This window comes from Pedobacter deserti, assembly GCF_024436415.1.
GTDB classification, from domain to species: Bacteria; Bacteroidota; Bacteroidia; order Sphingobacteriales; family Sphingobacteriaceae; genus Pedobacter; species Pedobacter faecalis.
Map to the genome: position 1 here is coordinate 398,812 of NZ_JAFMZQ010000002.1, position 13,780 is coordinate 412,591.

General features: G+C 47.8%; 16 protein-coding genes. 8 read left to right on the forward strand and 8 right to left on the reverse strand.

Annotation, left to right across the window (positions count from 1 at the left end; genetic code table 11):
• Window positions 1-49: 49 nt before the first annotated feature.
• Entirely contained in the window at window positions 50-334 is a 285-nt protein-coding gene (locus J3P40_RS16840) for a DUF3817 domain-containing protein (protein ID WP_256007434.1), read from the reverse strand.
• 81 nt (window positions 335-415) lie between these two features.
• Window positions 416-568: a hypothetical protein gene (locus J3P40_RS16845; RefSeq protein ID WP_256007435.1), complete on the reverse strand. Its 153-nt coding sequence runs from the start codon at window positions 566-568 to the stop codon at window positions 416-418.
• A gap of 232 nt (window positions 569-800) precedes the next feature.
• Here J3P40_RS16845 and J3P40_RS16850 point away from each other — a divergent pair, with 232 nt between their 5' ends.
• Both J3P40_RS16850 and J3P40_RS16855 read left to right on the forward strand, forming a co-directional pair.
• Entirely contained in the window at window positions 801-1,442 is a 642-nt protein-coding gene (locus J3P40_RS16850; protein WP_256007436.1) for a response regulator, read from the forward strand.
• A gap of 46 nt (window positions 1,443-1,488) precedes the next feature.
• Entirely contained in the window at window positions 1,489-3,021 is a 1,533-nt protein-coding gene (locus J3P40_RS16855; RefSeq protein ID WP_256007437.1) for an FAD-dependent oxidoreductase, read from the forward strand.
• On the opposite strand, the gene J3P40_RS16860 is transcribed toward J3P40_RS16855, so the two are convergent.
• Window positions 3,022-3,693, reverse strand: a complete 672-nt coding sequence (locus J3P40_RS16860; RefSeq protein WP_256007438.1) for a DUF6766 family protein — start codon at window positions 3,691-3,693, stop codon at window positions 3,022-3,024.
• 145 nt (window positions 3,694-3,838) lie between these two features.
• Between J3P40_RS16860 and J3P40_RS16865 the strand changes: the two genes are divergently transcribed.
• Both J3P40_RS16865 and J3P40_RS16870 read left to right on the forward strand, forming a co-directional pair.
• Complete coding sequence (locus tag J3P40_RS16865; RefSeq protein WP_256007439.1) at window positions 3,839-4,981, forward strand: zinc-dependent alcohol dehydrogenase; 1,143 nt, start codon at window positions 3,839-3,841, stop codon at window positions 4,979-4,981.
• Window positions 4,982-4,985: 4 nt separating this feature from the next.
• Window positions 4,986-5,471: a hypothetical protein gene (locus tag J3P40_RS16870; RefSeq protein WP_256007440.1), complete on the forward strand. Its 486-nt coding sequence runs from the start codon at window positions 4,986-4,988 to the stop codon at window positions 5,469-5,471.
• Window positions 5,472-5,535: 64 nt separating this feature from the next.
• On the opposite strand, the gene J3P40_RS16875 is transcribed toward J3P40_RS16870, so the two are convergent.
• Complete coding sequence (locus J3P40_RS16875) at window positions 5,536-6,192, reverse strand: DUF4142 domain-containing protein (protein ID WP_256007442.1); 657 nt, start codon at window positions 6,190-6,192, stop codon at window positions 5,536-5,538.
• A 95-nt stretch (window positions 6,193-6,287) separates the two neighbouring features.
• Between J3P40_RS16875 and J3P40_RS16880 the strand changes: the two genes are divergently transcribed.
• The gene (locus J3P40_RS16880; protein WP_256007443.1) at window positions 6,288-7,184 is read left to right on the forward strand and encodes an energy transducer TonB; all 897 of its coding nucleotides are present in this window, start codon (window positions 6,288-6,290) and stop codon (window positions 7,182-7,184) included.
• A gap of 208 nt (window positions 7,185-7,392) precedes the next feature.
• On the forward strand, window positions 7,393-7,833 hold the full coding sequence (locus J3P40_RS16885; RefSeq protein ID WP_256007444.1) for an Hsp20/alpha crystallin family protein: 441 nt from the start codon (window positions 7,393-7,395) through the stop codon (window positions 7,831-7,833).
• A 90-nt stretch (window positions 7,834-7,923) separates the two neighbouring features.
• Here the strand turns inward: J3P40_RS16885 and J3P40_RS16890 are convergent, their stop codons facing one another.
• Together J3P40_RS16890 and J3P40_RS16895 are read right to left on the reverse strand one after the other, a co-directional pair.
• Window positions 7,924-8,187 carry a hypothetical protein gene (locus J3P40_RS16890; RefSeq protein WP_256007445.1) on the reverse strand — a complete coding sequence of 88 codons (264 nt, stop codon included), beginning with the start codon at window positions 8,185-8,187 and terminating at the stop codon, window positions 7,924-7,926.
• Between the two features lie 29 nt (window positions 8,188-8,216).
• Window positions 8,217-8,702 carry a PRC-barrel domain-containing protein gene (locus tag J3P40_RS16895; protein ID WP_256007446.1) on the reverse strand — a complete coding sequence of 162 codons (486 nt, stop codon included), beginning with the start codon at window positions 8,700-8,702 and terminating at the stop codon, window positions 8,217-8,219.
• Window positions 8,703-8,870: 168 nt separating this feature from the next.
• Here J3P40_RS16895 and J3P40_RS16900 point away from each other — a divergent pair, with 168 nt between their 5' ends.
• Complete coding sequence (locus J3P40_RS16900) at window positions 8,871-9,278, forward strand: VOC family protein (protein WP_256007447.1); 408 nt, start codon at window positions 8,871-8,873, stop codon at window positions 9,276-9,278.
• On the opposite strand, the gene J3P40_RS16905 is transcribed toward J3P40_RS16900, so the two are convergent.
• On the reverse strand, window positions 9,263-10,549 hold the full coding sequence (locus J3P40_RS16905) for a voltage-gated chloride channel family protein (protein WP_256007448.1): 1,287 nt from the start codon (window positions 10,547-10,549) through the stop codon (window positions 9,263-9,265). The two genes, J3P40_RS16900 and J3P40_RS16905, sit on opposite strands and share 16 nt — an antisense overlap.
• A 170-nt stretch (window positions 10,550-10,719) precedes the next feature.
• Between J3P40_RS16905 and J3P40_RS16910 the strand changes: the two genes are divergently transcribed.
• On the forward strand, window positions 10,720-11,694 hold the full coding sequence (locus J3P40_RS16910) for a phosphatidylinositol-specific phospholipase C (protein ID WP_256007449.1): 975 nt from the start codon (window positions 10,720-10,722) through the stop codon (window positions 11,692-11,694).
• A gap of 69 nt (window positions 11,695-11,763) precedes the next feature.
• Here J3P40_RS16910 and J3P40_RS16915 read toward each other — a convergent pair whose 3' ends face one another.
• Window positions 11,764-13,779 carry a RagB/SusD family nutrient uptake outer membrane protein gene (locus J3P40_RS16915; protein WP_256007450.1) on the reverse strand — a complete coding sequence of 672 codons (2,016 nt, stop codon included), beginning with the start codon at window positions 13,777-13,779 and terminating at the stop codon, window positions 11,764-11,766.
• Window position 13,780 lies beyond the last annotated feature (1 nt).

Sequence of the window (13,780 nt, forward strand, 5' to 3'; positions counted from 1 at the left end):
TTAGCGGGACGCAAATGTATACATTGCTTCGCTATTATCAAAGAATATTTTAATTATCTTCTTTCAATTGCTTGTCTACCCAAAACGGAGCAAAGGGCAGAAGTGATGCAAATCCAAAGAGCGCAACCCTTTTAAAGTTCCATTTATATTCCTGCCATGCCATAATAAGCACTACAACATAGAGCATGAATAGTACGCCATGTGCCCAGCCCGTGTATTTCACCGCTTCAGGCATATCAAGCCAGTACTTGAGGGGCATGGCGATGAATATAAGCAGGATGTATGAAATCCCTTCAGCAACGGCAACTTTTCTGAAAATCGATAACGTATTCATAGTGTGTTTTCAGCAAAGGTATTGAAACCCCACTATGAAGTAGGGAGTTGGCGTATTTTTGACAATCCGCCAACATGCTGACTAAAGCAAACGCAGTTTATAATCGGGCCGAGATGGCTTTTTGAAGGCTTTAGATTTAACTTCTTTCTCGATTTTGCTTTCCTGTTTAAGCTCTTCCTGAGCTAAAGGCTTTGAGAATGCGCCAGCGTCGATGGCTTTTTGAACGGTTTTCATAAGTAAATGATTATTGCTGCTAAAACACTTTCTTCAGATTATTGTTTTTATAATAATCAAATAATGAGTGATAAAAATCCTGTTTGCGGTTTGTACTTGTTTTTGATGTGTAAAGACGGTAAAAAACACGTATAACATCGAAAAATCTGAAGCGCTAAAAAGACTAATATTGCAGAAGAATATTCCGAAAACTATTAACAATTCTAACTCAATATAAAAAGGATCATCAATAATGATTAATATCATCCTCGCTGAAGACCATCAAATCGTTCGTGCCGGTATCAAATTGCTGTTGAGCGACGACCCGGATCTCCATATTGTCGCCGAAGCCAGAAACGGACAATCCGTACTGGAACTGTTGGGCGACAATCCTACCGCTGATGTGATCTTGTCTGACATCACAATGCCGGTAATGGATGGTTTCGAAATGCTTCAGCACGTCAAAGCAAAGTATCCAGATGTCAGGGTAATTTTCCTGTCGATGATAGACGATGAAAAGCAGATTGCTGCTGCTATTGCCGGTGGCGCATCCGGCTATCTTTTTAAAAATGCGGATGCGCAGGAACTGACCTTTGCGATAAAATTTGTGGCAGGCGGCCAACGCTACATCTGCTCTGAACTTGCCTTTAAGCTCCTTGAAAGGTTGCCAGCGGTAAGACGGACCGATGAGACTTACGATGCCGAGGAATTCACGGATCGTGAGATGGAGGTGTTAAAGCTGATTGCCGACGGACTCACCAACGCTGAAATAGCCGATAAAATATTTCTAAGCAAGCGTACGGTAGAGGGACACCGGCAGGCGCTTTTAAAGAAAACAGGTGCACGCAATTCTGCAAGCCTGATCCGCGCTGCGATGCAAAAAAACATGATTTAAACAAATGATCGCTTTTCAGGGTTTCTAAAGAACTATGAAAAGCGATATGAAAAAGAATGTATTCAGGGATAGCGTTACTGCGAGTCCCTGGCAAACCATCGGAAAGCCAGAGGTCGGCACTGCGACCAATCTCACTGAAATATTCGATACCGTCATCATTGGCGCCGGGATAACGGGAATAACGACTGCCTTAATGCTTCAACAGGCAGGTCAGAAATGTATCGTACTTGAAGCAGGTAACGTTGGCTATGGTACAACAGGAGGGACGACGGCACACCTGAACACCTTTTTCGATACGACTTATCCTCAGATTGAGAGCGACTTCAGTAAAGAAGCGGCCAAGCTTGTGGCTCAAACCGGTAAAGATGCTATTGCTATCATTAAAGGCTATATCGACAGGTATCAGGCCGATTGCGATTTCGAGTATAAAGACGGGTATCTGTACTCAGAAAATGAGCGTGAAACTAAGGAATTGAAAGAGATCCTGGAGTCTTCCGCTGAAGCTGGGGTGGAAGTGGAGGAAGCCAGTGAAAACGGGGTGAAGGTTCCTTTCGAAAGCGTGATCAGGTTTGGCAATCAGGCACAGTTTCACCCGATGAAATATTTGTCAACCCTCGTCAAGGCATTTACCGATATGGGCGGCATCGTACTGGAGAATGCTTTTGTGACCGATCGTAAAAGTAAAGACGGGCTGAGTGAGGTGATTACGGATAAAGCTCAGATAAAAGGCCGTAACGTGGTTTACGCCACACATCTGCCTCCGGGAATTACTGCTTTTAGTTTGCGCTGCGCGCCATACCGAAGTTATGTGATCGGCGCAAGACTTAAAAATGAACAGTATCCGCATGGGCTGACCTACGATATGCAGGAGCCCTATCATTACTTCCGTACACACGAGATAGAGGGGCAGAAGTATCTTATTGTTGGTGGAGAAGACCATAAAACGGGTCACGACAACCCGGAAGAAGCCTTCGCGAACCTGGAGTCTTATCTTCGGCAGTATTATGAGGTGGAAAGTATCGACTATCGCTGGTCGTCGCAATATTATGTGCCGGTAGACGGCCTCCCGTATATTGGCCCCATGGCGGCAGCCGATGAGCAAGTTTATATCGCCACAGGTTTTAACGGAAACGGGATGATCTTCGGAACGATCTCAGGAAAGATCATCAGCGACCAGATCCTGGGTATAGAAAATCCATATTCGCAGCTTTATAGTCCTTCGCGGCTTAAGCCTATCGCAGGTTTCTCTGAATTCGTAAAGGAGAACGCCGATGTAGCCTGGCGCTTTGTGGCCGACCGGTTCGGAACTGAGGAACTGAAGGCGGTGGCCGATCTGAAACCAGGCGAAGGAAAGGTGGTAGAGTTTGATGGCGACCGCCTGGCGGTTTACAAAGACGCAGGCGGCAAGGTTACTGCGCTAAGTCCCGTATGTACGCACGCAGGATGTATTGTTAATTTCAATGCAGCCGAGCAGAGCTGGGATTGCCCATGCCATGGAGGCAGGTTTGATACCTCGGGTAAGGTGTTATGCGGCCCGCCTCAGAAAGACCTGGAACAGATAGCGCTCCCGCAGAAGTAGTTATTTGCCGGTCTCCATATGCGGTGCATCTACCGGTTTGGATTCCGGCGAACCTTTTTGGCGCAGGTAAATGGTCAGGAATACAATGGCGAATACCGAAAGGAATTCGCTTTGCCAGTTTTGGAAGGTCTCAAACCAAAACTCTGACTGCTTAAGATACTCTGCCACCGACTCACGTGGGAGGTGTTTTATGGCTTGCTCGACGTTGTGGCTTTGCCAACTCCCGTACAGGTGAAGCGCCCAGCTTGCTAAGAATAGCAGTCCGAAACATATGGACAGTGAGTTGCTGTACAGTTTTAATATCCAGCCGCCTTTTCTTACTGCCCAGGGTGCGTCTTCCGAAGGTACCGGTTCCCGGTCCACCTCCTCTGCTTCGTCCAGTTTTTTAGATTCAGCAGAGCCCATCTGCCTCAAAGAAACGGTTAGCAAAACATACAGGGCCATTTGCAGAAACTCGCTTTCGAAGTTCTCGAATGTGGCCGATATAAAATGACCGCTTTGCAGGTAGGTGCCCAGATCAATTTCGCTGGCATGCTGTTCTTTTAAATCTTCATTGTGATTTTGCCAGCCGGTCAGCGCCTGCGCCCCCAGGGTAATGATGAAGAGCGACAAAAAAAGAATTGACAACCCGTTTCTGTAAAGGAAACTGTATTTGCCCGATTTGGTTTTCATATAGGATGGTATAGATTAACTCAACAACACGGCAAACAGCCGTTTGTTTAATTTACAATAGTGAAAACTTTTTTGGATGCTAATCCTTCTATATATCAGTGTATTTACTTGATTTATTCACTATAAACCTTATTGTATGTTAGCAATGAATTACAGAGGCCCCTACAGGGTCAGGGCAGAACAAAGACCGATGCCGGAGATACTTCATCCCGAAGATGCGATCGTTCGGGTAACGCGTACTTGCATCTGCGGTTCCGATCTGCATCTTTATCACGGTATGGTGCCCGACACCAGGGTGGGGCAGACCTTTGGTCATGAGTTTACCGGTGTGGTTGAAGAAGTTGGTCCGCTGGTTAAGAATCTGAAAGTGGGCGATCAGGTACTGGTGCCGTTTAATATTGCCTGCGGGAAATGTAATTTCTGCAAGCAGGGCTTATATGGTAACTGCCATGAATCGAACCCGATGGCCACGGCAGTTGGCGGTATTTTCGGGTATTCACACACTGCAGGTGGTTTTGACGGCGGACAGGCAGAATATGTCCGTGTACCCTACGCCGATGTTGGCCCTACTGTCATTCCGCCAGATATGGATCCGGACGATGCTGTACTCTTAACCGACGTGGTACCAACCGGATACCAGGCTGCCGAGATGGGCGGGATTAAGGAGGGTGACACTGTAGTTGTGTTTGGCGCCGGACCTATCGGTATTATGGCGGCAAGATGTGCCTGGTTTTTTGGTCCTTCGCGTGTAATTATCATAGATCATGTCGACTATCGCCTGGAATTTGCGCGCAACTATGCCAAGTGCGAGGCCTATAACTTCAAGGAAATGAACGATCCGGTCGTGTTCCTTAAAAAGATTACCGACTGGTACGGCGCTGATGTTTGTATCGATTGCGTGGGCTGCGAGGCTGAAGGGAACACCTTACAGACCTTCAGCGGCAGGGTGATGCTGATGCAGGCTGGTGCAGGTACGGCTTTGCAGTGGGCGATAAACTCCGTGAAAAAAGGCGGAATTGTCTCTATTGTAGGGGTGTACGGCCCGCCGTTCAACCTTATCCCAATCGGAAACGTGTTGAACAAGGGAATCACGATTCGTGCAAATCAGGCATCCGTTAAACGGCTGTTGCCCCGATTGATCGACCATGTGCAGTCGGGCCGGCTTAATCCCAAAGAACTGATTACCCATCGTATTCCGCTCGAAGAGGTGTCGGACGCCTACCGGCTGTTCTCATCCAAGCTAGATAACTGTATTAAAACCGTGCTGATCCCATCGGCTAAACCTTAAGATTATGGAACCGTTAAACACTAATTACAAAGATATACCAGGTTGGGGAATGGACGCTGATCCGGAGAACGAACCCACCTATCCAATGAAGCATTATACCGGAGACGATCATAACCGGATAAATTATGAGCGCTCTGAGCAGCAACCCGTCGACGTGGAGCTGCTGATGTCTATAGAACGCCCTGCAGTGCCGAGAGTATTCGGAAATACCCTGCCGCCAAGCGGACTAAGCGGTATGATCAGACGCTATGCCTTCCAGCATAGTGAAGACAGGTACAGGCACTGGCTGCCGCTGATACTGGCCGATCGGATAAACGTGGTGGAAGGGCTGGTCGACGATATAAAACGCGGGCACTTCCCTAACATCATTGCCGAACGAGGCTGGAAAGCCGAGTGGAAGCATAACAAAAAAGGTATGGTGGTAAAGATAGCCACTTTCGCTGCCTTGAGTTACATCATCTACTTATCGTGCCGAAAAAGCAGGCGCTAATACGGAACTAAGCAATAAAAAAGCCGGCATGTTGCCGGCTTTTTTATTGCTGTAAAATTATAGCTTAATTGGTGTGGCCTGGGGCCGGACTCATGCCCTGCGGATCATCTCCATTGCCGGAATTGTTCAGGTTCATGGTTTTGCCAATTTTAAGCGCCTCGTTATAGTGTGCGGTAAGTACCGGCAAAGTTTTGGATGCGAACGATTTCACATTTGCGTCCGACAGTCGGGCGCCTTCAGTAAACAGTTTTACCGTGGCCGAATGGTCTTTGATCATCATAAGCATGTACTGCTCATCGAACTTTTTGTCATTCAGACTTTGCATGCCCTTTAGGTGTGCCTGCTTATCCTTAGGTAATGATGTAGGCAGCTGTATGCCTAGTTTGGACGCGATAGTGGCCAGTTCGGCGTTGGCTTTGGTATGATCCCTCACCATCATCTCAGCAAATTTTCTCACCGACTCATTTTTAGAGATGGTTAGTGCCGCTTTGCCTGCTTCAACCTCCATCAACCCGCCTGTAGCGGCAGCATTGATAAAGGTCTTTTCATCGCCGGGCAAATCTATGTCGGCCGTCATAGCCTGCGCACGTTCTGTTGTATCACTGATAGAATCAATCACTTGGGTGGAAGCCGCGTCGCGGTCGCCACGCTCCGCATTTCCGCATGAGTAGGCCATCGCAGCGGCAATAGCCAGCATTGGTAATCTGATAGAGTTTTTCATAGTGTAGTAGTTTTCCTTTAAGCAAACATCAGCAGCGGCCAATTGGTTTTGATGAAAAATTGCTATTATTGCGAACCAGACAAAACCAAATACTAATGCTCAAACCTATTACCTTGCTCTCTCTGCTTTTCGTCTTCATGTATTCGAATTTAGCCTTAAGCCAGCATCTCAGACGACACGACATTGCCAACTTAACCGCTGAAGATTATAAAGGTGCTGCTCCCGAAAGTAACGCAAGAACCGCTTTTACCGACGTGCGGATTTATTATCGGTTAGATTCCATTACGACGCTGGCAGACAATAAGGTTAAGCTTTCATTCATCACGAAGGTGGATCAGAAAAAAGAAAGCAGTTACTTGAACCGCGACAAGTTTAGCAGTCCGCCTCTCGATAAAATGATCAGCCATGAGCAAGGTCATCTGCTCATCGGTTTCATCTGTGCAAACAGGGCAGAAAAGCTTTTCACGTCGAAGGTATGGTCGGCAAACTATAAGGAGGAAATTCGATCAGCTTTTGCGCAATACCTGAGAAATCATTTTCACGCGCTGCAGTCTGACTACGATGAGGCAACCAGTCACGGTTCCGACCTGAAGCGCCAGGAAATCTGGGCGGCACGATTGAACCTGATGTTTGAGGAAACATATAACGGAAGTGTTGAGGATGTGGGCTTGCCGACAGGCGATGCAGCAGTGGCCACAAATGTCGAGTCGCAGCCGGAGTTTCCGGGTGGAGCTCAGGCGCTGTATAAATTTATTGGCGACAGTTACAGCTATCCGAGCGATCTGCGTCCTCGTCCGGAAGGACGCATAGTGGTTCAGTTCGTTGTAGATCAGGATGGCTATGTCGTAGAACCGAGAATACGTGAAAGCCTTCACCCGCGTCTCGATGCAGAGGCGCTTCGGGTGGTAAAACGCATGCCCAGATGGACACCTGGGGTACAGGGGGGAAGGGCGGTGCGTGTCCTGTACAATTTGCCCATCAATCTTAAATAGAACTGGACAAAGGACCCGCCTATAGTGAAAATCTGACATGATCAGGCTGAAAAATTTTCATCATTGCTGAAAAAAATTCATCTCCAGCCGTCGTTTCTGGCTGGGAACAGCATTGGCATGCCTGTTGTAAATTGCTAAGCGGAACTGAGGTTCTGAGTTTAATTAATCAAAGTTTTAATCGTTAATAACATTTAAGGAGGAAAAACCTATGACATTGGTTAAATTTAATCCAGCACAAAAAAACAATGCATTAATGCCAGGCTTTAATGACGTTTTTGACTCAATTTTCAACGACACCTTTTTCTCAGATCGAATGATCAGCCGGGTACCCGCTGTAAACATCAGTGAAAGCCAGGATCATTTCCATATTGAGCTGGCCGCCCCAGGTTTGAGTAAAGGCGATTTTAAGCTGAATCTTGATCGCAACATGCTTAATATTTCGGTTGAGCAGAGCATGGAAAACAAGGATCAGGAAAAGAACTACAGCAAGCGTGAGTACAGCTATAGTTCGTTTGTAAGGTCGTTCACACTTCCTGAAAGCGCCGATCCGAATCAGATAGATGCAAGCTATACAGATGGTATTCTGAAGATCGATATCGCTAAAAGAGAAGAGGCGAAATCCATCGCCCGGCAGATCGAAATTAAGTAAACTGCCGATACAGCATACCATATGTACCAAAAAAGGATGTCGGCCGACATCCTTTTTTTATTTCTATTACCTGTTATGAAAGCCTCTCGGTTATGAACCCTTAGGCACATCATTATCGAGATCGCCATCATCAAGGCCCAGGTCTAAGGCTTCCTGATCGCGGTCAAAGCCTTTTGATGTGTCATTTGCAGCCATTTCAGGATTTGCGGCATCCTCATCGGTTGAGTCGTCGCCTGCCGTTTTGGGATCAGTACCTGAAAGTGCACCGGTCAGGTCGTCATTGCTGCCCATCTCGCTGTTGCTCACCGGCCCGTCTGAAGGCAATGAGCTGTCGTGTTGTTTTTCGTTTTCCATATGATGTTTATTTTAGGGGTGGTTATTCACTATCTGCCTCTGTTTAGCCGGGCGTCATCGAAGTGCTGGTGCTCGTAGAAATCGGAAGGATGCGTATCGTAAACCACCGCTTCGGCATGCGGTAAGGCATCCTCGCCCAGGAAAGCATACCGGATGGCAAGTTCTGCTGCGGGCGACAATACTTTACCCGGTTCATATTCAGGCAGCGACTTTAAAAAAGCTTCAGATACGCCGGGTACGATCACTTCATCATCATCCTCATCCAGATCTACCACGCCGATCGGCATCAGCACAGCTTTTGAACTGGAACTGATTTCCGCCGACAGCCTCACAATCAGGTACCTTACCTTAAGTTCATTGCTGTCGAAGATCAGGTCTTCAACTTCGCCGATATCATTACCATCGGTATCGACCACTTCCCAGCCGGTAATGTCCGATTGATGATCTGCGATTTCAAAATCGCTCCCGCGGAGCGGCTCGAGGTAAGTCGTGCGGTGTTGTTCTTCCATTTCCATTGATATATGTTTGTCATTAAACAACCCGGCAGCATATAGAGTTTTGGCTAAAGTAAGAAGTCGCGCGGCCGACGGTATCTGCCCCTGCTTTTGTCTTAATCGCACCCTCCTAAATCCGTTGATATTTGCGAACTTAGGGATTAAGATCAACCATTTAAAAGTTTGTATATGACAGCAAAAAATCCGTTTGTGTGGACCGAGATCAGCGTTTCTGATCTGGCAAGAGCAAAGAAATTTTACGAAACCGTACTGCAGGTGCAGCTATCTGACCTCCCGGTGCCGGAGAGCATGCAGGCCGAGCCCGGGAGCGACGATTATTTTGAGATGGTAGCCTTTCCCGGCGATATGATGGGGCCAGGCTGCAGCGGTACATTGGTACGTTCTGGTATGAACCGGCCAGGTCCGGGCGGTACTATGGTATATTTTCATAGCGAGGACTGCGACATTGAGACGGGCAGGGTGGAGGCTGCGGGCGGCAAGGTCATCGCCGGAAAGATGTCGCTGGGCGAGTATGGATTTTGTTCCATCTGTGAAGACTCCGAAGGCAATCCCATCGGTTTTCACTCCATGAAATGATGCCTGCCAGCAACAGGTTTCTTCTGGGCACTGTAGATTCCGGCGGTGCCGCTAAAAAGATAAGCCGTAAAACAGGCCACAGCAAAAAACAGTGTATACTGACTGCCGAAAAGTTCGACGCCCATAATGGTGCATGCTAAGGGCGTGTTGGTAGCACCAGAAAACACCGCAATGAAGCCGAGGGCGGCAAAGAGGCTTACTGGTGCGTTTAGTATGGCCGACAAGGTATTTCCGAGTGTAGCCCCGATATAGAACAGCGGGGTTACCTCGCCGCCCTTAAAGCCGCTGCCAAGCGTTATGGAGGTGTAAATCAGTTTCCAAAGCCAGCTCCAGGCATCTGCTCCTCCTGCCTCAAAAGCTGAGGAGACCGTCACAGCCCCGGGATATTCGGCTTCCACGCCCAGCCCCAGATAATCGGGTTTACCAAGCGCAAAACTAAGCGCAATGATGGTAAGTCCACCTAAAACCGGAACCATCCATTGATGCGTAAAGAAACGCCCGAAAAAAGCTTTGACGCCATTGAGCGAGGCAATGAACAACCAGCTTACCAGTCCGAATACTACAGAGGCTGCAATAACTTTCAGGAGCAATAGAAGATCTATCGCGAAATACCTGGCGTAGCTATAATCAGACTGTGCTGCAACGTTGATATGATATGCCGTATGATGGAGCCCCCAGGCCGATACGGTGAGATCGCCAACTATGCTTGCAATGAGCGCCGGAAGCAGCGCATTGTATCGCATCCTGCCCAGTACCAATACCTCAAGCGCAAATACTGCGCCTGTGAGCGGTGTGCCAAACACTGCTCCAAATCCGCCAGCGATACCGGCAGTAAGCATAATTTTGGCGTCGGCCTCATCCAGCCTGAACCATTTGCGGAACATATCTGCAATGCCGCCGCCCATTTGAACAGCAGTGCCTTCCCGTCCGGCAGAGCCGCCAAACAGGTGGGTAAGCACGGTAGTAATCAGAATAATCGGCGCCATGGCTCTTGGAATACCGTCTCCGCCGTCATTGATCTGCGTGATGATGAGGTTGTTTCCCTTCTCGGAGGATTTACCGATGGTTGTGTAGAGCAAATGAATGAGCAGGCCTGCCACTGGTAAAAGAAAAAGCAGCCAGGTATGCTGGAACCGGAACTGCGTTGCCCAATGCAGGAGCCAGAGAAAGAGCGCAACCGAGCTTCCAATGGCAATAGCCGCTGGAACAATAAGCAGTGTCCACCGCAACGCGTACTTCATGATGGCAAGATGTTCAGATCGAAACTTCATATCGGTGAGGCTAAATTAAGCCTAAAATTGCCACTATGAAAATAACATTTTTTAGCTATGTTTATTACTGCCGTTCAGCAGAAAGCAAATGGTAGAAAACCAAATGGCGTATGTATCTGTTTTAGGATGAGTAAATAACCAAATATTTTTTCAATCCTAAAAACCTTCGTATGAAGACCTTAAAACTACGACTGCCAGTTTACCTGGTTGCGGCGCTAGCCTTTGCGTCGTGCAAAAAACAAGACAATCCAGTAGAAAAGTTTAAACCCGAGCGTTTGAGCAATGTATCGGCAGCCGGCGTTGTTCCGCCGGGCTACGGACTTAGTAACTGGATGGGGGCCGTTTCCGACAACACGAGCATCGCCCAGATGTCTATCCCGGGCACGCATGATTCAGGCGCCCGTACCGAGCCCATCGGTGGTACTGCCAAGTGTCAGAATCTCAGTATTGCAGAACAGTTGTCGGCCGGCGTACGCTTCCTCGACATCCGCTGCAGGCATATTGACAATGCTTTTGCCATACACCATGGCGCCATTTATCAGAACCTGAATTTCAATGACGTGCTGAATGCCTGCATCAGTTTTCTTAACAGCAATCCTACCGAAACCATTATTATGAGCGTGAAGGAGGAGCATACACCCTCAAACAATACCCGCAGTTTTGAACAGACCTTTGATAGTTATGTGGCACAGAACAGCTCTAAATGGGATCTTGGTACCGGTATACCTAACCTTGGAACTGTCCGCGGCAAGATTAAATTGCTGAGGAGATTTGGCACCGGAAGCCCTAAAGGAATCGATGCTACGGCCTGGGCTGACAACACCACGTTTAGCATCAACAATTCTGCAGCTAACCTGAAAGTTCAGGATTTCTATAATGTAAACGATGTAAATACAAAATGGACGAGCGTTCAGACACAACTGAACGATGCCCATAATGATACGTCGAACCGTTTATATCTCAATTTCTGTAGCGGATACAAGCCGGGGCTGTTTGGTATTCCAAGCATCACCACGGTATCCAACTTTATAAATCCTAAGGTAAGCACCTTTTTTACCAATAACACGAGTGGAAAATATGGTGTAGTCATTCTGGATTTTGTAGATGCCGCAAGAAGTCAGCTAATCGCGAATACAAATTTCTAACTGCTCGATCTAAATAAAAACGGGCATACGATCACATCGCATGCCCGTTTTTATTGGAGGTACGTTTTTTTAATTGACGTTGTCCTCGTCGGCTACAGCATCTTCCCAGTTTTCCCATTTAGGGGTGTTAGGGTCGTAGCCATCATAACCATAATTCTGACTTAGCTGACCTCGCTTGTTTGCCGTAATAGCGGCGTCGGGTATGGGCCAGTAAAGATTCTTTTTATCCATAGTGTAATTCGGATTGCTGTTGCCCGTTGCGTTAATCTGGATAGGGCCTTTGTTATACAGGCTATAATGATTAATGCGCTGGAACCAATAGCTTCCGCCGGCAGGTGCGGTTCCGCTTTGCTTGTCGAAGTTGTTCAACGAATAGGTATTCCCCCATTCGTCTGGTTTTCCACTACGTGCCAGGCATAAGGAAACGCGGGTCAGCTCCACATTTCTCCATTCTTCCCAATACAATTCACGGGCCCGCTCATTCATAATATCGCCAATGCTTACCGCACCGGTATACAGCTGCGTGCATTTAGCCCGTCGCCTGATGATGTTCAGGTCTTCCGCAATAGATGGGTCGGCCGGGTTTATATAATATTTTGCCTCGGCACGAAGCAGGTAGGCTTCTGCCAGCCGGTAAACATACCAATCGGCGTTTGAGCCGTTCGTAGCGCCACGTAAGCCGTCGGAGCCAGCGATATTGGCTTCGTTAACCGGGTCGTCCAGGAAAAATTTATAGTGCGGCACATCAAACCACCTTCTTATGGTATCACTGCATAGCAATTTACCAGAGGTGGGATGGTACAGTCTCAAAGGTTTGCCAAAGTCTACCGAAGCTTTGTTGTTTACACGGTAATCTTCCATACGCACCCAGTTGCCGCTTTCAGCGCTATGACGCAGATCGGTTGCATCCATTACCCCGTTCACTTTCCATAAGGTATGCGTGCTGAAGTGCGTGGGGCGGAAGGTGGCGATACCGCGACCAAAAGCGCGCATGTAATCGTAAGTCGCATTGTAATCGGACGAATTACGCCTGATGTTCATAAGCGCCTGTTTACCGTCTGTTGTCTGGATACGGTTGTCGAACACGAACGGATAAAGGATTCGCATGGTGAGCATCTGGACAAAAGATTCGGCACTGGCACCCCTGTTGGGCACACCCATGATTACCTCGCGGTTTGCCCCAATCAGTTTGTTCTCTGGCCGGTGCAAGTCCCATACAACGTTTCGCGTAATTTTCCAGGTAAGCGGTTCACCGCCGTCGTTAAAGGTACCGAAGGTATTGGTCATCAGTGAATAACCCGACTGATCGATCAGGATATCGGTCTGTTCTTTTGCTTTTTCGTATTCACCCAAAGCCAGGTAGCATTTAGCAAGCAGCATCCTGCAGGCACCTTTGTTTACCATACCCACCAGGCTCATTGCGCTCTGATCTGGAACCCATTGCACCGCAAGCTCCATGTCTCTGGTAATCATTTTTAGAATGGCTTCCTGTTTTGTGCTGCGATAGTTTTGTTTAGGCACTTCAAGAAGCTTGGTTACCAGCGGCACATCGCCAAACTGAAACGTCAGCGCCATATACCTGAATGCGCGGTGGAAATAAGCCCGGCCTACATACTCATTCTTGGTGTTTTCGTCAAGGCCTTCAACTTTATCTGCATACTGAATGATCGTATTGGCATACATAATCCCTTTATAGGTTTCCTCCCAGAAATACCAGATGCTGTTGGTCCGGTCTATATTCTGATAGGATGTTTCGCTCGTTGGGGTCAGCATGTTGGCCACATCAGCAAGCATATTGCGCTTATCTGTAGCACTAGCAACCATCAGATCCGAAAAAATATATTCCGTTCCCAGGGTAAGCATCTCATTGTGGTCTGTTGCCCAATAGAGCTTCAGATGCCGGTCGCATATGGCCTGGGCCGACATAAGGCCTGATAAGGTGGTAAATGTGGCCGACGGCTCGTAAAATGACAAAGGTTCGGGGTTTAGAAACTCCCGTTTACATCCACTTAGCAGTGTTGCGCTGCCAGCAAAAACGATGAGATATCTTTTAAAGCGATTAATTTTTTGAGTTAACTGTTTCATG